This window comes from Lentibacillus populi (assembly GCA_014642895.1).
Classification (GTDB): Bacteria; Bacillota; Bacilli; order Bacillales; family Amphibacillaceae; genus Lentibacillus_C; species Lentibacillus_C populi.
Genome location: BMJD01000002.1, coordinates 26,558 through 47,587 on the forward strand (window position 1 = coordinate 26,558; position 21,030 = coordinate 47,587).

At 37.9% G+C, this 21,030-nt stretch carries 21 protein-coding genes and 1 pseudogene; 19 read left to right on the forward strand and 3 right to left on the reverse strand.

Translation table 11 applies throughout. The features are described 5' to 3' along the window. The first annotated feature begins 22 nt into the window (after positions 1 to 22). The 16 genes from sdaAA (at position 23) to IEX12_RS02060 (ending at position 15,642) form a co-directional block, all read left to right on the forward strand. Positions 23 to 910 carry an L-serine ammonia-lyase, iron-sulfur-dependent, subunit alpha gene (gene sdaAA / locus IEX12_RS01985; RefSeq protein ID WP_088050141.1) on the forward strand — a complete coding sequence of 296 codons (888 nt, stop codon included), beginning with the start codon at positions 23 to 25 and terminating at the stop codon, positions 908 to 910. Between the two features lie 6 nt (positions 911 to 916). Continuing rightward, a complete protein-coding gene (gene recG / locus IEX12_RS01990) occupies positions 917 to 2,950 on the forward strand; it encodes an ATP-dependent DNA helicase RecG (RefSeq protein WP_188724598.1) in 2,034 nt (677 codons plus the stop codon). 167 nt (positions 2,951 to 3,117) lie between these two features. Further along, positions 3,118 to 3,678 carry a transcription factor FapR gene (fapR, locus tag IEX12_RS01995; protein WP_088050143.1) on the forward strand — a complete coding sequence of 187 codons (561 nt, stop codon included), beginning with the start codon at positions 3,118 to 3,120 and terminating at the stop codon, positions 3,676 to 3,678. Positions 3,679 to 3,726: 48 nt separating this feature from the next. Next, positions 3,727 to 4,734, forward strand: a complete 1,008-nt coding sequence (gene plsX / locus IEX12_RS02000) for a phosphate acyltransferase PlsX (protein WP_188724599.1) — start codon at positions 3,727 to 3,729, stop codon at positions 4,732 to 4,734. Next, positions 4,731 to 5,666 carry an ACP S-malonyltransferase gene (gene fabD, locus IEX12_RS02005; RefSeq protein ID WP_188724600.1) on the forward strand — a complete coding sequence of 312 codons (936 nt, stop codon included), beginning with the start codon at positions 4,731 to 4,733 and terminating at the stop codon, positions 5,664 to 5,666. Before plsX ends, fabD begins: the two co-directional genes overlap by 4 nt. Positions 5,667 to 5,671: 5 nt before the next feature. Further along, positions 5,672 to 6,412 (forward strand): 3-oxoacyl-[acyl-carrier-protein] reductase, encoded by a 741-nt coding sequence (gene fabG / locus IEX12_RS02010; RefSeq protein ID WP_188724601.1) that lies wholly within the window; start codon positions 5,672 to 5,674, stop codon positions 6,410 to 6,412. 180 nt (positions 6,413 to 6,592) lie between these two features. After that, positions 6,593 to 6,829 carry an acyl carrier protein gene (gene acpP, locus IEX12_RS02015; RefSeq protein WP_088050147.1) on the forward strand — a complete coding sequence of 79 codons (237 nt, stop codon included), beginning with the start codon at positions 6,593 to 6,595 and terminating at the stop codon, positions 6,827 to 6,829. 96 nt (positions 6,830 to 6,925) lie between these two features. Continuing rightward, positions 6,926 to 7,609, forward strand: coding sequence for a ribonuclease III (gene rnc / locus IEX12_RS02020; protein ID WP_188724602.1), 684 nt, complete (start codon positions 6,926 to 6,928; stop codon positions 7,607 to 7,609). A gap of 734 nt (positions 7,610 to 8,343) precedes the next feature. After that, positions 8,344 to 9,558 carry a radical SAM/SPASM domain-containing protein gene (locus IEX12_RS02025; protein ID WP_188724603.1) on the forward strand — a complete coding sequence of 405 codons (1,215 nt, stop codon included), beginning with the start codon at positions 8,344 to 8,346 and terminating at the stop codon, positions 9,556 to 9,558. Beyond that, positions 9,551 to 10,489: a S41 family peptidase gene (locus IEX12_RS02030; RefSeq protein ID WP_155554963.1), complete on the forward strand. Its 939-nt coding sequence runs from the start codon at positions 9,551 to 9,553 to the stop codon at positions 10,487 to 10,489. Before IEX12_RS02025 ends, IEX12_RS02030 begins: the two co-directional genes overlap by 8 nt. Next, positions 10,486 to 12,072, forward strand: a complete 1,587-nt coding sequence (locus tag IEX12_RS02035) for an ATP-binding cassette domain-containing protein (protein ID WP_155554962.1) — start codon at positions 10,486 to 10,488, stop codon at positions 12,070 to 12,072. Before IEX12_RS02030 ends, IEX12_RS02035 begins: the two co-directional genes overlap by 4 nt. Positions 12,073 to 12,139: 67 nt before the next feature. Then, positions 12,140 to 12,925: a helix-turn-helix transcriptional regulator gene (locus IEX12_RS02040; RefSeq protein ID WP_102415290.1), complete on the forward strand. Its 786-nt coding sequence runs from the start codon at positions 12,140 to 12,142 to the stop codon at positions 12,923 to 12,925. 62 nt (positions 12,926 to 12,987) lie between these two features. Then, a complete protein-coding gene (locus IEX12_RS02045) occupies positions 12,988 to 13,347 on the forward strand; it encodes a VOC family protein (protein WP_159457765.1) in 360 nt (119 codons plus the stop codon). Positions 13,348 to 13,538: 191 nt separating this feature from the next. Then, positions 13,539 to 14,027: an SRPBCC family protein gene (locus IEX12_RS02050; protein ID WP_088050152.1), complete on the forward strand. Its 489-nt coding sequence runs from the start codon at positions 13,539 to 13,541 to the stop codon at positions 14,025 to 14,027. Between the two features lie 435 nt (positions 14,028 to 14,462). Next, positions 14,463 to 15,173 (forward strand): hypothetical protein, encoded by a 711-nt coding sequence (locus IEX12_RS02055; protein ID WP_230856119.1) that lies wholly within the window; start codon positions 14,463 to 14,465, stop codon positions 15,171 to 15,173. Between the two features lie 277 nt (positions 15,174 to 15,450). Continuing rightward, complete coding sequence (locus tag IEX12_RS02060) at positions 15,451 to 15,642, forward strand: hypothetical protein (RefSeq protein WP_140392716.1); 192 nt, start codon at positions 15,451 to 15,453, stop codon at positions 15,640 to 15,642. 185 nt (positions 15,643 to 15,827) lie between these two features. Here the strand turns inward: IEX12_RS02060 and IEX12_RS02065 are convergent, their stop codons facing one another. After that, a complete protein-coding gene (locus tag IEX12_RS02065; protein WP_155554961.1) occupies positions 15,828 to 15,992 on the reverse strand; it encodes a hypothetical protein in 165 nt (54 codons plus the stop codon). Between IEX12_RS02065 and IEX12_RS23235 the strand changes: the two are divergent. From IEX12_RS23235 to IEX12_RS02075, 3 genes and pseudogenes are all read left to right on the forward strand, one after another. Next, positions 15,965 to 16,133: pseudogene (locus IEX12_RS23235) on the forward strand (GNAT family N-acetyltransferase); the annotation flags it as partial. The gene IEX12_RS02065 and the pseudogene IEX12_RS23235 overlap by 28 nt on opposite strands. A gap of 251 nt (positions 16,134 to 16,384) precedes the next feature. Further along, on the forward strand, positions 16,385 to 18,082 hold the full coding sequence (locus IEX12_RS02070; protein WP_102416326.1) for an alpha/beta hydrolase: 1,698 nt from the start codon (positions 16,385 to 16,387) through the stop codon (positions 18,080 to 18,082). Positions 18,083 to 18,696: 614 nt separating this feature from the next. Then, positions 18,697 to 19,239, forward strand: a complete 543-nt coding sequence (locus IEX12_RS02075) for a GNAT family N-acetyltransferase (protein ID WP_088050157.1) — start codon at positions 18,697 to 18,699, stop codon at positions 19,237 to 19,239. A gap of 301 nt (positions 19,240 to 19,540) precedes the next feature. On the opposite strand, the gene IEX12_RS02080 is transcribed toward IEX12_RS02075, so the two are convergent. Together IEX12_RS02080 and IEX12_RS02085 are read right to left on the reverse strand one after the other, a co-directional pair. Then, positions 19,541 to 20,566 carry a DUF3231 family protein gene (locus IEX12_RS02080; RefSeq protein WP_235000392.1) on the reverse strand — a complete coding sequence of 342 codons (1,026 nt, stop codon included), beginning with the start codon at positions 20,564 to 20,566 and terminating at the stop codon, positions 19,541 to 19,543. A 215-nt stretch (positions 20,567 to 20,781) separates the two neighbouring features. Next, positions 20,782 to 21,006, reverse strand: a complete 225-nt coding sequence (locus IEX12_RS02085) for a DUF1128 domain-containing protein (RefSeq protein WP_088050159.1) — start codon at positions 21,004 to 21,006, stop codon at positions 20,782 to 20,784. Positions 21,007 to 21,030 lie beyond the last annotated feature (24 nt).

Below are 21,030 nucleotides of genomic sequence, written 5' to 3' on the forward strand. Positions count from 1 at the left end.
GGATGGAGAGAGGAGTTTTCCTATGTTTCGTACAGTTGCAGAATTGGTGGAAATAGCTGAATCAGAAAATATATTGATATCGGAAGTTATGATACGTCAGGAGATGGACGTCAAAAACGTAGCTCGTGAAGCGATCATGAGGGATATGGAAAAAAACCTGAATGTGATGGAAAAGGCTGTCGAAGATGCGCTACAAGGTGTTCAATCAGTTACTGGTTTGACAGGCGGGGATGCCGTGCTAATTCAAAACTACATGAAGGAAAAGACACCGCTTTCAGGAAATCTGCTGCTTGATGCCGTTAGCAAAGCAATGGGAACAAATGAAGTAAACGCAGCGATGGGCACGATTTGTGCAACACCAACTGCTGGAAGTGCCGGTTGTGTACCGGGCACATTGTTTGCGGTAAAAAATCAGCTTAACCCAACACGGGAACAGATGATTCGTTATTTATTTACTGCTGGAGCATTTGGTTTTGTTGTGGCAAATAACGCGTTTATTTCCGGAGCTGCGGGAGGCTGTCAGGCAGAGGTCGGTTCGGCTGGAGCGATGGCATCAGCCGCAATCGTCGAAATGGCTGGCGGGACTGCCCAGCAATCTGCTGAGGCGTTTGCGATGACACTGAAAAATATGCTTGGTCTCGTATGTGATCCTGTTGCAGGATTAGTTGAGGTGCCGTGTGTCAAACGAAATGCCGCGGGTTCAACGCTTGCGATCGTATCAGCTGACATGGCACTTGCTGGCGTAACAAGTCGAATTCCTTGTGATGAAGTCATTGGGGCAATGTACAGGATCGGTAAAACAATGCCATCCGCATTAAGAGAGACGGGTGAGGGTGGTCTGGCAGCTACCCCAACAGGTCAAGCAATTAAAGAGAAAATTTTTGGCATTGCAGCCACAGTGAAAGAGTGATAGAAATTGCTGAATGATTCCGTAGATTCGATTAAGGGCGTAGGCGGCAAATTCACTGAAGACTTAGCCGCACTTCACATTTATACTGTAGAAGATTTGTTGTTTTACTTCCCCTATCGTTACGATGTTTTTGAAATAAAACCGCTTCGTGAATTGATTCACGATGACAAGGTTACAATTGAGGGAAAGGTGATCCATCAGCCTTCCCTCACTTTTTATGGGAAACGAAAATCACGGCTTGTTTTTACGCTGGAGGTGGAAAACGTAGCAATTAAAGCCGTCATGTTTAATCGACCTTTTGCCAAAAAGCAAATCGCACCAAATGACATTGTTACATTAACTGGAAAATGGGATGCTCACAGACTGCAAATTACGGTAAGTAATTATAAAAAAGGCCCCGCAGAAAACCATGCTTCTATTCAGCCGCTTTATTCATTAAAAGGTGACGTTACGAATATAAAATTAAAAAAAGCTATTAAACGTGCACTAAATGATTATGCCGATCAAGTGGAAGAGATTTTACCGGAGAGCTATTTAAAGTCCTATAAGCTGCCTAATCGTCTTGACGCACTTATGACCATGCATTTTCCGGCAAACCGCACCGAGTTAAAGCATGCACGAAGACGCTTTACTTATGAGGAATTTCTGTTATTTCAACTGAAAATGCAATTACTACGGAAAATGAAACGAGAAGCGACACATGGAAATGCGCAGCAATATGACTCGAAAAAGCTGGAAGAATTCATTGACCATTTCCCATTTTCGTTAACAGCAGCCCAGCAACGAACACTTACGCAAATTTTGCTAGATATGAAATCCCCTTATCGAATGAACCGATTACTGCAAGGGGATGTAGGCTCAGGAAAAACGGCGGTGGCGGCCATTTGCCTTTATGGAACTGTTACAGCCGGCAGACAAGGTGCTTTAATGGTCCCAACCGAAATCTTGGCAGAGCAGCATTATGAGTCATTGACGGAGCTGTTCGGTGAAAGGGCGAAGATTGTATTGTTAACCGGGTCGGTGAAAGGAAAAAAACGTAAGGAAATCCTGGAAGCAATTGAAGCATCTACGGTAGATATTGTCATTGGCACCCATGCTTTAATACAGGACGATGTATTTTTTGCCGACTTGGGACTGGTAATTGTTGATGAACAGCATCGTTTTGGTGTTGAACAACGACGAACATTACGTGATAAGGGACTTCATCCGGATGTGTTATTTATGACAGCGACCCCAATCCCAAGAACACTTGCAATAACTGCTTTTGGAGATATGGATGTCTCGGTTATTGATGAAATGCCGTCCGGTAGAAAGGAAATTGAGACATACTGGGCAAAGGAAAATACGCTTGATCGGGTACTCCAATTTATTGAACAACGGATTACCTATGGTGAACAAGCCTATGTGATTTGCCCACTGATTGAAGAGTCCGATAAACTGGACATCCAAAACGCCGTCGATCTTTATGAACAGTTACAAGCGTTCTATCCGCCGTCCATCCATGTTGGACTCATGCATGGCAGGCTTCATTCGGATGAAAAGGAAGATGTCATGAAACGGTTTGCTGCAAATGAGATTCAGGTTCTGGTATCAACAACGGTTGTTGAAGTTGGTGTCAACGTACCAAATGCAACAATTATGGTGATTTATGATGCGGAACGGTTTGGATTGTCACAATTGCACCAGTTAAGGGGGCGTGTTGGACGAAGCGATAAACAAAGCTATTGTATCTTAATTGCCGAACCAAAAGGGGAAGTTGGCAAGGAGCGGATGCGGATCATGACGGAAACGAATAATGGCTTTGCCTTATCTGAGCAGGACTTGAAGCTTCGCGGCCCTGGTGACTTTTTCGGAAAAAAACAAAGTGGTGTACCTGAATTTAAAGTTGCTGACATGATACATGATTATCGGGCGTTGGAGACAGCCCGAAGCGACGCCCAGGAAATAATCGAAGTAAATGCACTGGATAACGATCAAGAATTTGCTAACCTGAAAACAATTCTAGTGAAAGTGGAGACCTTGTTCAATAAACTCGATTAAAAGATTCTTGCATAATTAATAGTGGTATTATATATTACTATTAGTACCAAGTCATAAAGTCAGAGATCAGAGGTCGGAACAGAGGACGGAATTGAAATTCGGAGTGGAAGAAACCGGTAAAGAAGCTTGGCTTTAATCACTCCAAATCATAGCGGATGGTGCCAGATATGAAACGGACGAAAGCTGAACGACAGCGTTTATTAAAAGAGACGATTGAACATACACCATTTATTACAGACGAAGAATTATCACAAATATTTTCTGTAAGCATTCAAACCATTCGATTGGATCGCATGGAGCTAGCTATACCCGAATTACGGGAGCGAATCCGGTCAGTTGCGACGGATCAATGGAACGAGACGGTGAAAGCACTGCCTCTGGATGAAGTTATTGGCGAAGTAATCGATTTGGAATTGGATAAACGAGCGATATCCATATTGAATATTAAGCGTGAGCATGTTTTTTCACGAAATAAAATTGCCCGCGGGCATCATCTGTTTGCCCAGGCAAATTCGCTGGCGGTAGCGGTTATTAATGACGAGCTGGCGTTAACTGCCAAATCAGAACTTAAATTCACACGGCAGGTTACAGAAGGGGAACGTGTTGTAGCAAAAGCAGTAGTTGAAGAGGTGAACGACAATGGGCAAACGACTGTAAGGGTCAATAGCTTTGTCAATAATGAAATAGTGTTTACCGGATTGTTTCATATGTATCGGTCAAATCGATAAGAAAGTGTAAGCATCTGTTTTGTAACGGATAAAAGGGGACAAGTTGAAATGAAAATAGCTATAGACGCCATGGGAGGTGACCATGCACCAAAGGAGATTGTGCTTGGTGCAATGGATGCCATCGCCAGGATCAACGATTTACAAATAGCGTTAATTGGTGATCAGGAAAAAATCAGCCCATTTTTGACGAATGATCGAAATATTAAAGTCATTCATACCGATGAAATCATAACGGGCGAGGATGAACCCGTCCGTGCTGTACGGCGTAAGAAAAATGCATCACTTGTGCTAATGGCAAAGGAAGTAAAGGAACAAAACGCAGATGCTTGTATATCGGCAGGGAATACGGGTGCATTAATGAGTGCGGGGTTATTTGTGGTTGGCCGAATACCCGGGATTGACCGGCCAGCATTAAGTCCGACATTACCAACCATTGATGGAAAAGGATTTTTATTATTGGATGTTGGAGCAAACGTTGATGCCAAAGCACATCACCTTGTCCAATATGCGATAATGGGGTCTATTTATACGCAAAAAGTCCGATCGATTAAAAATCCGACAGTAGGCCTGCTAAATGTTGGGACAGAAGACGGCAAGGGAAACGATCTGACAAAAAAAGCATTTCTTCAGCTGAAGGAAGCCCCGGTGAATTTTATTGGTAACGTGGAAGCACGGGATCTGTTGGACGGAGCAGCCGATGTTGTTGTTACCGATGGATTCAGCGGTAATATTGCCTTAAAAACAATTGAAGGTACTGCACTTGCGATGTTTTCGATGCTGAAACAAACATTTATGTCTTCACTGAAGACAAAACTTGCGGCTAGTATGGTGAAAAACGACTTAAAAGGATTGCAAGGGAAACTGGATTATTCAGAATATGGCGGTGCTGGCTTGTTCGGATTAGCGGCTCCGGTTATTAAAGCCCATGGATCATCCAACCGCCGGGCTATTTTCAATGCGATTAAACAAGCATGTCATATGATAGAACACAATGTAACAGATACTATTAAGCAAGCGATTGTATCAGCTGAAATCGACAAGGGGGAAAATGAATGAAACGTGTAGCATTTATGTTCCCGGGGCAGGGATCACAGACAGTTGGAATGGGGAAAGAATTTTACGATGCCTACCCCGAAATTAAGGAACTATATGAGGAAGCCGACAAAACACTTGATTTCTCACTCTCGGAAATTATGTTTACGGGTCCTAAGGAAACATTAACCTTGACGGAAAATGCGCAGCCGGCGTTATTATTATCAAGTATTGCGATTCATACACTACTTATCAAACAGGAAATCCAACCTGTGATGGCTGTTGGACATAGTCTGGGGGAATATAGTGCATTAGTTGCAGCTGGTGCGCTATCCTTAGAGGATGCACTACCATTGGTTGCTGCACGCGGAAGACTAATGGAAGAAGCTTATCCAGCCGGGAAGGGTGCGATGGCAGCTGTATTGGAAATGGCTCAAGAAGATATTGAAACGGTATTAAACGGCATGCCAACAGACGAAATTGTCGATATTGCTAATTTGAATTGTCCCGGACAAATCGTTATTTCCGGTACGAAAGAAGGAATTGAACAAGCGTCAGCGAAATTAAAGGATAGTGGAGCGAAACGAGTATTGCCATTGAATGTTAGTGGTCCATTTCATTCCCGTTTAATGAAAGCCGCAAATGAACAATTTGCGAAGAAGCTTGACGAAGTAGCCATAACGGAAGCAAGCATTCCGGTCTATGCTAATGTTACGGCGAACCCCGTAACGGATAATGAAAAAATAAAGGATTTGCTCTTGAAGCAGCTTTATTCTCCTGTTCGCTTTGAAGAGTCCATTCAACATATGCTTGATGAAGGAGTTGATGCCTTCGTGGAAGTTGGCAATGGAAAGGTATTAAGCGGGTTAGTGAAGAAAATTAGCCGCCGGACAAAAACGTTTGCTATTCAGGATCAGGAGTCAATGGATGCGTTTATTTCATGGTATAAGGAGTGATACTAATGTTACAGGGAAAAAATGCTCTTGTTACGGGCGCATCACGAGGGATTGGCAGGGCTATCGCCTTGGAATTGGCGAAACAAGGTGCGAATGTTGCCGTTAATTATGCTGGCAGTGAAGCAAAAGCACAGGCGGTTGTAGAAGAAATACAAAAACTTGGCGGCAAAGCATTTAAAGTACAAGCTGATGTTGCCAATGAATCGGAAGTAAAAGACATGGTCAAAAAGGTAATTAGTGAATTTGGGGGTCTGGATATTCTTGTTAATAATGCAGGAATTACCCGTGATAATTTGCTAATGCGTATGAAAGAAGCCGAATTTGATCAAGTTATTAACACGAATTTAAAAGGTGTATTCGTTTGTACAAAGGCAGTTACAAGGCAAATGATGAAGCAGCGCAGCGGGAAAATTGTCAATGTTGCTTCGATCGTCGGCATCAGCGGGAACCCGGGACAAGCTAACTATGTTGCAGCAAAGGCCGGGGTAATTGGACTGACAAAAACAGCCGCAAAAGAATTAGCATCACGGAATATTTTTGTCAATGCCGTTGCACCAGGGTTTATTTCAACTGATATGACGGACGCATTAACCGATGAACAACGCGCCGGTATGCACAACATGATCCCATTAGGCAAATTAGGCGAAGCAGAAGACGTTGCCAAGGTCGTCCGCTTTCTAGCGTCAGACGATGCCAATTACATCACCGGACAAACCATCCATGTCGATGGTGGAATGGTGATGTAGTAATAAAAGCGAAGCGGGCTTGCTCAAGCGGCGTAAAGCATAGACAAGGGACCGTAGAACGGATGGTTTTGCCGTCCGAAGTGTCCATTGTCTATGTCTTGTAGCCGCTAGCCCGCGCGTAGCTAGACAGGGTTCGAGAATGAATCAGTACAGACAATCATTGAAAGGGGGTGAAGGAGTATGGCAGACGTATTTGATCGTGTAAAAGATATTATTGTTGATAAACTTGATGTGGAAGAATCAAAAGTGACGTTGGAAGCATCTTTCAAGGATGATCTTGATGCAGATTCATTAGACGTAGTAGAGCTTGTTATGGAGCTTGAAGATGAATTTGACATGGAAATCGCGGATGAAGAAGCAGAGAAAATTAATACAGTAGGTGATGCTGTTGACTACATAAACAGTACACAATCTTAATTATTGCCTTTTATTTTATCAGTAGGAAGTCTCGCAATGTGCGAGGCTTTCCGTATATTTTTTAACAACCCAAAAGATCGAAGCAGGTGACATAATATGGATGTTGCAAAATTGGAAAAACAACTGGGTATAACATTTCATGATCATGCTTTAGTTAAATTGGCATTTACACATTCATCCTATGTGAATGAGCATCGAAGAGAAGTTTTTTCGGATAACGAACGATTGGAATATTTGGGTGATGCTGTATTGGAATTAGCCGTTTCCCAATATTTATATCGCAATAATACGCAGATGCCTGAGGGGGAAATGACCAAATTACGGGCAGCAATTGTTTGTGAACCGTCACTAAATAATTTTGCCCATGACTTGCATTTTGCTGAGCACCTTATGCTTGGCAAAGGAGAAGAACAAACTGGCGGACGTGAGCGACCAGCCATACTTGCTGATGCATTTGAAGCATTTCTTGGAGCACTGTATTTGGATCAAGGATTTGATGCCGTATTGCATTTTATGAACAAGTTTATCTTTCCGAAAATAGAAAACGGTGCTTTTTCGCATGCGATGGATTATAAAAGTCAGCTGCAGGAGCTGGTTCAGCAATACCGAAATGCCAGTGTGGAATATAACGTTGTAGAAGAGAAGGGACCATCACATGACAAGGAATTTGTCTCAGAAGTCGTGATAAAAGGAAAAACCTCAGGTCGCGGGATCGGTCGTACCAAAAAAGAAGCAGAACAACGCGCGGCAAAGGATGCGTTGGATACGTTTAATAAGTAAGAAAGGTAGAGGCTGTAGTTCACAATGTTGAATTACGGCCTTTTGTGCAATTTGTCTTTCTCGTTGAAAATTGTGTTTTAAACTGACCAACATTAATTTCCTTTAGCTATCCATAAAGGCAAATAAGAAACATTATTGATAGTTGACATTCTGTTAATTATATTAATAACCCCTAACTACAAGTCTATATTTGTAATTACCTCCATTAAATATTTCTTGATAAATAGACCATCTTTACTATTGGAATAGTCCTATCACATTTGATTCTTGAAGTTATTGAAGTTACCACCCTAACTTTTTTAAATTAACGAATAAGAAAAATATTATTGATTATTTTTTCTATTGTGATGTTTGTTACAGACTGTTTATTTACTTGTATGTATATTTAATGTATAAAGACTTGATATCAGAAGGGGGGGTTAATAATGAAATTTAAAAGTAATGTAAAGGAATTACCAAATGATGTATTGGCTGAAATGGAGTCATGTGCATGTTCTTGCGGTGCAAAGATTGGTAGCGGTTCAGGAGTATAATTAATTAAGAATATTATTCAGAAAGGTGATTAATATGGAAAACAAAAATGTAATCGAATTACCAGAAGAAATACTTTATCAAATGGAGTCATGTGCATGTTCTTGTGGGTCTGTTACTGGTAAAGGATCGGGAGTTTAAAATAGTATTAGCTGCTAACCTTTAGGGGTTGGCAGTTAATAAACTATAAGGGGAGAATATTGATGAGGGTTTCTAACGATATTATTACAATTGATGGTTCAGGTAAAAGTTTAATCTATAATCATGAATGGAATAAAGCTGTTATTGTAAATGATAGAACTAAAAACCATTTACTAAATGATAGGACCAATAACATTAAGGAAAACTTGTCATATTTAAGCGAAGAAGAGATCAGAGCATTAGAGAACAGTGGTATAATATACAACGATAATGATGGAATATATGAACAAAACAAATACAAATACACATTGATGAAAAGAAATGCTGATGTAAATATTAAAACTGTTTATTTCCATATAACCCAAAGATGCAATCTAAAATGTTCCTATTGTTATAATATGGAAAACCTAAATAAACCTGACAAACTCACAACTAACGACATTAAAAGTATAATAAATCAATTAAAAAGCCTAAGTGTGCAAACAATAATATTTACAGGTGGAGAAGTATTGCTTCGCAGGGATATAGTTGAATTATGCGAACATGTAAAATTAAACAATATGAAGTGTCAAGTACTGTCCAATGGGGTTTTGTTGCATAAGAGGAAGGAACTTTTAAAGTTTGTTGATAAATTTATAATTAGTTTGGATACAATGCATGAAGAAAATAATCTAAGAACAGGTTTAAACATACCTCGCTTGCTTGACAATCTAAGGAATATACCTGATCAATACAAAAGTAAATTTATTGTTAGGTCAGTTGTTTCAAAAACCGGAGAAAGTGATTGGAAGGAGGTAGCCAATTATGTTGAAAATCATGTAGGGATGAAGCATTTGGTTACACCCTTTATTCCAAATAGTCATGAAGATATAAAATATATGGCAGACCTCGATTCTTTACCAACAAATGATGATGACTGCAATTTAAGTGGAAATGTTTGTGGAGCATCTTATCAAATAGTAGCGATCGATTCAAATGGAGATATATACCCTTGTCAATGTTTGATTAAAGATAAGTTATTAATAGCTAATATTATGGAAAATGAATGGTTATCAAAACTTAAGTCATCCAGTGTGACCACTGGTTTTCAAAACAGAACTGTTCTGGATATAGAAGGTTGTGCTACATGTGAGGTAAAATATCTTTGTGGTGGGGGCTGTAGGGCCATATCTGAAAATGTATATGGAAATTTAGAAAGTCGAGTCGAATTTTTATGTGAATTTCAAAAGAAAATAGCCTATAATAAATTAAAAGGTTTATTAAAAACATATGGATAAGGTATGGTTTAAACAAATTATAGCAGAAAATTATATTTTCAATTTCAAAAATGTAGATGAGGAAGATGAAATATATAATATATTCTTCCAAAACGATAAATATCTTAAGATAAGTTATGACAAGGACTTTTGGAATATATTTGATTTATTAGGAATGAAATATAGGTTAGTTAATAAAGAAATTGTAATAACAAAAAATGATTCGGTATATAAATCTTTGGATAGAGGAACACACATATATAGAATTAATAATATGTCTCCCTGGAAAGGATTAATTATTAAAAAACCGAAATATAAAATACAATATTATAAGTTTGATAGTAATAGGAATAAAATATATAATAGCAGAATAATTGAGAATGTTTCAACTGTAGTCAACCCCAGAACAACAAATTTTATAAGACAGGTGCAAAACACACTTTATATAAAATTAAAGTCATTTAATAACATAGATCAATTTGATTTCATGGGATTGGAACCTTCCGATGAAATAATAGTTGATTTAAGGGATAATATGGGTGGCCTAACAAAGGAGGCTATATTATTCCTTGATTTTTTCTTCAAAAAAAACACCGTGCTTTTTTATCTAAAATCTAAGAAAAATATTTTTAAGATAACCTCTAAGACTCCTGCAGCAGTTAAATATAAGAAAATTTATATATTTGTAAATAGGAATACTTTTAGTTCATCTGAGATTGTTGTAAATGTGATAAAAAGAAAATTAGATAATGTTATTATCGTTGGTGATCGAACAGGTGGGAAGAATGTAACAACGAGAATATTTAAATATAAAAATTTTTATTTGAAAATCCCTTGCTTTATTTATTCGGTGGAACAAGATTTCGATCCAATTAACGGTAAGGTGACCCCCGATTATTTTATTTCAGAAAAAACAATGAATAGATTTTTAAAAAAGAGGGTAAATATATGAAACATTTTTTACTAACTAAAAAAACGTATATCCTTGTTTCCATCATCCTAACAGTATTTATGGCGATCATAACGATGGCCATTCCTTTGTTATTGGTTAATATATTCAACGATAGTTTTGACGTAAATTACACGAATTTCATGTACCTGATTATTTTTATGTTTGTCACTTATATCATTCAAATTGCCCTCGTCATTTTCCGGGAAAACTTTGCTGAAGTATTTAATGGAAACTATGCAAAGGGCTTGTATCAGAAAATGTACAACATGAAATATGATAAGCTATTAAGCCTAGAAACAACCTATATTGTGGAACGAATTGGTCAAGCAGTCGACGCTTTATATATGTTTATTTCCAACAGCTTTGTCAGCATTGTCAGTAATAGCATCATTATCCTGATATCGCTCATCATTCTGGGATCCATTGATATTTATTTAGCACTTATCTTATTTTTGTTGTTGCCGCTGAACTATCTTGGGTACAAAGCTATCAATAAAAGGCTGCATGCGAAAAGTATGGCAATGCAAGAAGAAACTGCGGCAGGGTATAAGGAGATTATTTCGGTATTTAAAAATATCGATCACATAAAGCAAGAGGAATCATTTGCTAATATAGAAAATCTCATTAGTCACTCGCTTGATAAAATTTATAAAAGCCGTTCTTCCGTAAATAAATTTGGTCAGAGTACAAGTTTAATCATTAAATTAATTAACAACTTTGTACAAAATCTTATGTTTCTATGGCTAGGATTTATGGTCATGGCGAACGAAAGCCTAATTAGCGATCTAGTCATTGTCAGTATCATTTTTCCAATCTATTTTACTGCCATTCAATCGTTAACTAATGTCAATCTTGAAGTTAGAGATTTACAAGTAAGCAGGGAATTTATTAAAAATGAGCTCGAAGGTAATATAGAAGACGATTCCGATGTCATGTTAGACGAAATAAAAGAAATTGCTTTTCACGATGTGAGCTACCACATTGGAGATCATCGCTATCATTTCCCTATTCACGAAGCCTTTAAAAAGGGAGACATTGTTTTTGTGAAAGGGACATCAGGCGTTGGGAAAAGTTCATTGATGAAACTCTTATTAAAATATCGTGTGGGTAACGGTATACAAATCAATCAGCAGGACATCAACACATATAACAATTCCGCTTTAAGAGGTAAAATCTTTTATTTATCACAGGATTTCACGTTATTGCCAATGTCCATAAAGGATAATATTTTATTTGGCAAAGATGGGACAAAGGTTGATTGGGAAACGCTAAAGACATCTGATTTATTAACAAGTGTTTTGGAAAGTAAAACATTGGATAGCGATATTTATGAATTTGGTACAAACTTGTCCGGTGGTGAAAAACAACGAATTATGATCAGTAAATTATTGATTGAAGAATTTGATGTCGTCATATTAGATGAGGTTACAAGTAATATTGATAAAGATTCGTCGGAATTAATATTAAACACGTTATTGCATAATAGCGGCGACAAAATTAGTTTTATTATATCGCATGACCCGATGATTAGGTTGTTTTGTAATCGGGAATTGGTTGTGACATCGGATAAGAAAAAAGTTTAATAAAATAAAGTTGCTAGGTGATCGTTCCTGCGCATCATAAATGTTGTAAATAAAGGATTTGATGAAGATGATAAATACCGATGATCAAATAAATGCCGGTATAAAAGCAATTGAATACATGAAAAAACATATTGATAAAGAAATCACATCGAAGGATTTGGCCGGTTTTGCCGGCTATAGCCCTTACCATTTTTCAAGAGTTTTTAAAGAAGTTACGGGTGTTTCTCCCCGTTACTATTTGTCAGCATTACGTATAGAAACAGGTAAAGAAATTCTTGTAAACGCTTCCTATTCCTCTGTATTAAAAACAATCTTAGCTGTAGGGTTTAGGAGTTTTGGGACTTTTAGTACTCGGTTCAAACAATTTGTTGGATTGTCGCCGAAACAATTTCAGATAAGTACGAATCATTTACATCAATTTATTAACCAATATCAATACCGGGATAAGTGTGCACAAAAACAGATGAATCCACCATTCATCACGATCCATCTTGAAGTTCCCGTTGATTTTAAAGGGATTATTTTTGTCGGACTATTTCCCCGACCAATACCAGATCAAAAACCTGTATTAGGTAAAGCATTAATGTCCAATCAAACAAACTGCGTGTTATCAAAAATTCCACCTGGAACTTATTACGCATTAGCTGCTGCATTTCCTATCAGTTTGAATCCAAAAGAATATTTTTTGTTGGATAGGGCGTTGCGTGGTAAATTTGAAAACCCGATTGAAATAACATCCGATACAAGAGAGGAACTCCAGATAAAGTTACGACAACCATTGCCATTTGATCCGCCTATTCTTGTTAATTTACCCAAGCTATTATTTGATCAGGAAAAGAATAAAGCAAACTAGAAGAAATTTTTCAGATTCTCTTTTGTTACATTTATAGTATGAAAACAAAGGAGGAATTTGCTGTGCTTAATGAAGTATGTGTGCTTACAGTTAAAGTGGACAATATACGGGCTGCCGTCGATTTCTACACAAATGTATTGGACTTTGCTGTTTCAGAGGAATACGGAGAAAAAATTGTAAGTCTGGTACATAATGAGATACCGATTGTGTTGGAGGAGGTAAAGACAAAAACCACTAGCGCAGAACAAGGTGTTTTGCTGGGTATTCGTTCAGAGGATCTGGATAAAGATTTAGAACAATTGAAGGCAAAAGGAGTGAAGCTGCTTTTTGATGAACCTGAAGCATGTCCTCCTGGGAGGTATATTGTAATAGAAGATCCAGCTGGAAACCAAATTGAGCTTGTAGAGTTTTGTAACGGATAGAAGGTTTTTAACGGAAGGAGAATGGTGAAAATGCACTGATAAAGTGTGTTACTATTAGTTGATAAATAATGTGGAATCGCGGCTTGATTTTTTCTTTGACAGCAAATAATATGTTTGTATTTGAACTATATAAACCTCTCCATAAATGACAAGATAAATTAAAAAATTAATTATGTTAGGAGGAGATTTTTTTGTCTGCTACGTCTGAAAATAAAATTCTCTCAAAAGAGTGTGTAATTAATGCACCTTTGTCATTAACTTGGTATGCATGGACGAAATCTGACCGTGTTTCACAATGGTTTGCTGGAGAAGCCAATGTTGATCCAATGGTGGGAGGGGCATATGAATTATATTTTGAACCAGGTAATACTACTGGAATGAACACAAAGGGCTGTAAAATAGAAAAAATCGTTCCTAATCAAGAGTTGAATTTCACATGGAAGGGACCAGATCAATTTAAAAATTTCATGAACCAAGGAGATTTGACACTGGTTAAAGTGAAATTTGAAAAAATCGGTGAAAATACAACAAAAGTTGAAGTAAATCATGTCGGTTGGAAAAATGATAAGAATTGGGATGAGGCTATTAAATGGCATGAAATGGCTTGGTCAGGTGTCCTCAATAGCTTAAAATCTGCCTTAGAAAAAGGCGAAGGGAATTTATGTTGTCAACCTGAATAAAAAATCTATTTACAAAACATTACAGATTTTCAACAATCGGGAGCCATTTAATAGAACAACATAAAGTAGTAAATGATCAAACTTTTTGTAAAAACAAACTTTAAACTGCAGGAAAAGGATCCATTTTGATCAATCTTTGTTCGAAACGGATTCTTTTAATTTTGATGGGATTTTGCATTCTCCTTAAAATCAATAATGAATACTCAATTTGTTGATTAGCTTTATTATTTCTTCATCGTCAACGGGTCAATGTATACTAGCACATGCTGAGAGTCTTATGGCAATCGTTACGATGGCCATCCCCTTACTGTAGGACGATTGTTTAACTGTTGAGTGAAATAAAATTGGGTAAACTTAAAGAAGTCGTAACTTTTAAAATAAAGTTGTATGCTATTAAGCAACAGGGCCATGAATCCTTAAGGAGGTGAGTGAGGGGTGTCAGAAGTTATTCATTGCATCGTAGAGTATAACGAGGACGGATATTTAATTTTTGTAGGGAATTACCCTGGGGCATATGTTAGAGGAAAGACAAAAGAAGAGGCTTTGAGGAAAATGCCCGATGAGATACAATCCTATTTTATGTGGGCGCGCGGAAGAAACACAAATCTTAGCCTGTCTGTCAAAGTCATGCAGGAAAAGAAGTCAGAATTGCAAATCAGTGATGCGGATTCAGATGTTTTATTTGAAAGTGAAAAAGATCCTCTGTCGAGAGAAGAATATTTCGATTTGAAATCGCTTGCTTTAAAATCTGCGAAGGATTTTAAAACATTATATGACTCCATTCCGGATAAGGATATCACGAATAGGAAACCACGTAAAACTTTTCACGGCAGAGTACCTTTGACTGCGAATGAAATACTAACGCATACAAATAATGTGACGAGTTATTACATTAGAGAAATAGGAACATTGGTTGAAAATAATCCGGATATTTATGAAAATCGCCTTGTTGGTTTAAAATGTGTGGAAACATTACCAAATTATCTAGAAAATCAGATCTTCAAGGGAAGTTATGATGAACTTTGGACGTTAAGAAAGGTCATGCGTCGTTTTATTTGGCATGATCGCATCCATGCAAAAGCTATGTATCGTATGGGAGTAGCTATTTGGGGAAAAGATGTCATTGCGAATCCTTATTTCTTTTGATCTTTCCCTTTTAGGCAAGTTTGTGGAAAATCGTAACCGAATTCCTTCGCTAAAGATAAGGCGCTTTTATCTTTCAAAATCCTTAACATCGTAAATCTGCACTTTCCTGACGTTACCCATTGATAGATGCATTAGCAATAAGTGGTGAACCCAGTGGTAGCCGTTGGTAAAAAACATGCTAGAAGTGGTACATTCTTATTTCTGTAATCATATAGGCTGAAAGAAGAAAAATCAGGGAGATGCCTATGTTAACGGCTAAAATAATGTGAATATTCTTATGCGTACAGGTCGATTAGATGCTGCAAAAGAAATATTGGATATTCAATGGGATGGTATAGCTGAAAATGAATATTGGATTACCATTCCAGAAGAGTTTAATATCACATTAGTGCAGAGAATGAATATGCTGTTGATGTTCTTATGTACAGGCCGGTATAACAACACAAGAATGGGTAAGAGGTTACGTTAGCGACTAGGTCAAATGAAGATCCGAAATCAGTTAAGTTAGCAAATAAAGTAATCGAGGATTATCAACCAGAACTGGTGAAGATATGATAAACGCTCTAAAGGACATAGTTGAACCCGATGCCCCCAAACGTGTTCAGTTAGAATAACTGTTTGTTCTGCTAATAGATTTACATCAGGTTCCTTTCTTTATTCCTGCCTTGCACTATATTCTTCAATCAAACGGGTAATATCAGTAAGTGTATAAACGTTTGCGACGATATCAACAATAAAATCCTGCTCCTTGATAACATCCATTGTCCACGTATGGCCATTTAGTTTTAAACAACCTTTTCCAAGTTGTACGCGGATCAATACACGCTGCGTTTACCGGCTATTTTTTAGATAAAACCCATAATGCAGAGATACACTACGGAAGCAGTCTAATTACTCGTGAACTATGCGTTTGCTGCGCTTAAGATGCACCGAATCGAGGCTGGAGTTATGCCGCGTAACAATAATAGAGAATAAGGAAAAACACTTCATTATTAAAGTGGGACGCAGCAACTTGGAAATAAGGGAAGCGGAAATAAATATGAAACACTTATTTTATTGAGGCAAAAGTAGAGATATTTGAAACTTTCTGTTTGCGAGGACGTAGATTTATACAGAGTCATAGATTGAAAGATCAATAAGGAGGGCTTTTGTTGAAAAATTTAATAGGAAACGGGTTTCTGATATTAGGGTTGGTACTACTTACCCTTAGTATGCCAACGACTGCATTAGGAAGTGAAGCGGTTTCTCAGCCAAGTCATTCAGCAACCAAGCTGGTAGGTGCTGATTTGGTCGGTCCCAATCTACTAAACAATATAGGTAAGAACAGTATAAACTCGTCTGGGAATGATCAGGTCATTGATACCAGTGAATATAAAAATCACTTCATACAGAATGCGATTCAATTTATTCGGAACATGCAATCGGGCGACTATTATCATGCCTTGAAATTAACTTCCAGTGATTTACAGAAAAGGATTACGGAACAGTGGCTGGAAATCTACTGGAATACTTATTTGCAGCAAATCAATTCGGGTTCATTCATTGGTTTTAGTTCGGCCAAGGTGAAGGGATCCAATGAGGTACATACAAATGTTGAGCTTGGCCTAAAGTTTGAACAAGCCACGGTTCCAATGATCATCAGGCTTGACCCGTCAGGAAACGTAGATGATTTACTTGCGACTGTACAAATAGGTGAGGTTGCAGAGGATCCTGCATATAGTGATCCGGATGCCTTCACAGAAAAGGAAGTGGTGGTTGGAAAAGGAACATTTGCCCTGCCTGGGACACTATCTATTCCTAAAGGAGAGGGGCCCTTTCCGGTAGTGGTTCTCGTTCAGGGTTCAGGTGCATCCGATCGTGACGAACGGGCATATGCATTAAAGCCATTTCGTGATTTGGCACACGGTCTTGCCTCAAAAGGGATTGCCGTTTTACGTTATAATAAACGCACTTTCGAACATACATTGAAAACAACAGCAGACCCCAATCACACTGTGGATAAAGAAACAACCGATGATGCCATGCTTGCGACTCATTTGCTCGAAAAGCAGCAAAAAATAGACGATGATCAAATTTTCATTCTAGGTCATAGCCAAGGAGGGATGATGGTTCCGCAAATCATCAATAAAGACAAAAGAAATAACATCGAAGGAGCGATCGTCATGGCAGGGCCTGCAAGAACGATCCAGGATGTGGTTCTCGATCAACTGGATTATCTACATTCCCTTGGTCAGATGCCGCTTGAACTATATGAGTTTATGAAAGGGCAATATGAACTGTTAAATGATCCTGATTTCACCGGGGAAAATCCTCCCGAGGATTTTCAACTGGGTCAGCCCATGTTTTGGGATTCGATAAATGATATTAAAGCTGCTGAGATGGCAAGGGAACAAACCAAACCGCTGCTGATTATTCAGGGTGAAGAGGATTACCAGGTACAAGCAGACATGGAAATTCCCATTTGGAAAAAAGAACTCTCCCATCGCAACAATGTAGAATATCGGCTTTATCCAAAGCTCAACCACTTTTTTACGGAAGGTGAAGAGGGAATGAGCGCCCCGGAAGAATATTTTATCCCGGAGAACATTCCTGAATATGTTATTCGGGATATAGCGGAGTGGGTAAAATTCAATCCACAGCAATTAACCAGTGCAGCTGATATGAAGACGCTTGTTGAACGGTTTGAAGCAGAAGGAGAATTTACCAACCACGGTGCCGCCCGTGCCTTAAAGGTTCACCTGTCCGCCGTTAGCCAATTTGAAGAACAAGGATCAGCGGAAAAGGTTGTCAAGCACATGAAAGGATTTATACTTCTGCTTAATCATCAGAAAAAAGCGGATTTGATATCCCAGAAAGCTTATAACGCCCTGAAGTCGGATGCGAATCAATTGATAAAGAAATGGCAATAAAATCTATAAACGGGTAACAGAAACCTTTTAGAAGTGGAGCGAAAAGCCTTTTTATGCGGCTTTTTAGAGGCAGCAAAAAAATGAAACTGTATGAGAAAAAGCAGATAAAGAAGCTAAGGGACAGGTTCTAAGCTAAAAGATTTATGAGGTAGCAAAGGGACTTTTATTAGCTGCTTCTAAATTGCACAGTAGTATTATCTTAAATTTTACTATCAATTTTATCTCAGATCTAATAGATGCTAGTATTATTGTTCCAATTCTGACGAGCGTGGTAGCCTTTGTCATCATCTATTTAGACTATTATGTAATACGTACAATAAAATTGTGAATAAAAAAAGAAACGTCTCTCGAATGATCGGGAGACGCTTTCTAGATTCTTCCTTATTTTCAATAATCGTCTGAGTCCATTAATATCCATCTTTCATAAATCTAACACCAATTTTGCAGATCAATCTTCTAATACGATCGGGCGTGATTGTGGAGTAAAGGATGCGCTTTTTTTAATTGAGGATGTCTTTAACCGGATACAATTCTCAGATAAAAAATAGTGTTTTTAAAGGAATTGAAAGTAGTTTAACGAATTTATAAGTATGTAAGAATTTACCGGAGGGATTATTATCAAAGGAAATCATATTTATCTAAAAGAATTGGTCACAGAGGATGCGGAATCATTACTTCAATTACAACTAGACAACAGAACATTTTTCGAGAAATTTTCAACGGAACGGGACAGTGATTTTTACACAATTGAAGCACAAGTCAAACGAATACAAGCGTATAAGGAGAATAGAGATCAAGATAGTGATTATAATTTTGGGATTTTTAAAAATGATGATAATCGGTTAGTTGGAACAATCAATCTTTTCCAAGTGACGCGCGGCTCAGTACAAGCTGCATTTATCGGCTACTTTTTAGATCAAGCACATAATGGTAAAGGTTATACCACAGAAGCTGTGCAATTACTTGTGAACTATGCGTTTGCTACGCTTAAGCTGCATCGAATTGAGGCTGGAGTGATGCCACATAACATTGGGTCTATCCGGGTACTGGAGAAATCGGGTTTTCACAAAGAAGGAATTGCGAAAAAGAATGTGAAGATCAATGGGAGATGGGAGGATCATCAGGTATTGGCTATTATTAATCCGTTAGACGAATAAATACAGATTTGAAAGGGACTTACGTGTTAGTGTGTTACTACTAGTTAAAAATGATATGAAACGTACTTATAACGCTTAAACAGCGTAATCTTGTCCCTTTCCTTATCCTAGGTCACCAACATTTGGATGCCATAGTTTGCTTAATTGGCTGGTTCTTCTGCTCATACGGATCATGGAAATAGGATGAAGAGGGCAGGATAAAATATATATTGGAAGCAAGTAGCCATCGCGATAGGATAGCACTTACTATTATGGTCCTTATGATAGTTCAAAAAAATTGGGACATGGAACCTGTCCCTTTTTAGTCTCGCTTTTTCGCCAAATCATTTCGATCAGCTGCCTTTGGTGGTTGTTCCATCCAGCCATTGTCAATCGCAATATTAGCACCATCCTCAACATATAGTGCGACATCCTTTAAAAACTTCGCATACATTCCGCCAATATCACGTCTTCCGTTGAGTGATGCTGCATTAGCATAGGATCTGATTTTCATGGAAAACATGTCTATTTTATGCGTAATCATTAATTTATCTGAAAAAGGCGCGACAGTAGTAGTACTTACAAGGTCATCGAGTAATGTCGGAGATGGCAAATTATTCTTGTGCAGCTGCTGCGCAGAGGTTTCTATATGTCTGTTGGAAAGCTCCTTACCTCTTAAAAGGAATTTCTTAACTTGTTCATCTTTGGCAACTTGACTAAATCCGATTAATAGTGCCTTGCTAGCTATATTATTTTCAATGTTATCGTAAAGATGGGCGATTTCCAGAGCATGAAGTGAACGAACATTTCCAAAAAAGCCATTTAAATAATCTTGTTTTTTGATAAAATCAATCTGGTCTGGAACAGGGATTGATGGAGGAATTGGTAAAAAGCCTTTCTTTAATAGTACATCATTAACCTCTTTTATAAGGTCTGCGGTGGAATCAAAGGCATTAATAAAGAATTCTCTAATATCGTTTCTTATCATAATAGGTATAGCAATCGCATAAATGCTCATACCGGATTTACTCGTATATTTTAAATAATGCAGATAAAATTCGTCGGAAAAAAGCCTGGGAGCATCCAAATTCACGTCGTCTTCTGTTAGACCAATTGGTACAGGGAAGTTTGCTCGAGTAAATATTGCTGCAACCTTTTCAAGCAGCGTCTCACTCAGGTTCAGTGCGTTTTCTATCACCTTTTCGATATCCTTATCCTCAACATGTTGAAGATAATAACGAAGAACACACTTGGCCATGGTATTTCCTTGATAAACTACCCACAATTTACCCATTTCCGTTGATGTTAAATTTTCATATGTGCTGTTTGATTTAATTTCTGGTTTCATGATAATTATCCTCCTCATATAGGATAAACTTAGGTTTATCCGTTTTGACAAATTTTATCCATATTAGAATATAATTAGCGGAGGTAGTCATTAGGAATAATCTTATGAAAGACATAAAAAAGCATCACTTATTCATGCAAGTGATGCACTGCTAATTATTTATGAGTCTAATAGAAACAAATTCCAGTCTTCTTTTACATTACATTCTCATTTGTTCACCCTTTCCGAACAGCCCGCAATTCATCAATAAAAGCCTGCGTTTCCGATGCACTTAACCGCCCTTTTTGTTTAACCATATCATACATGAATTTCAAGTCCTCGAATTTATCCAAATCATAATCTTCGGGATCCATTATGGAACGGTTCACCACACCAAGCATTTCAGCCAATTCGTCCAGGATTACTTTTAAATTTTCTGCAGTTGGATTTTCCAAACCCACATGAACACCCCCATTTCATAAAAT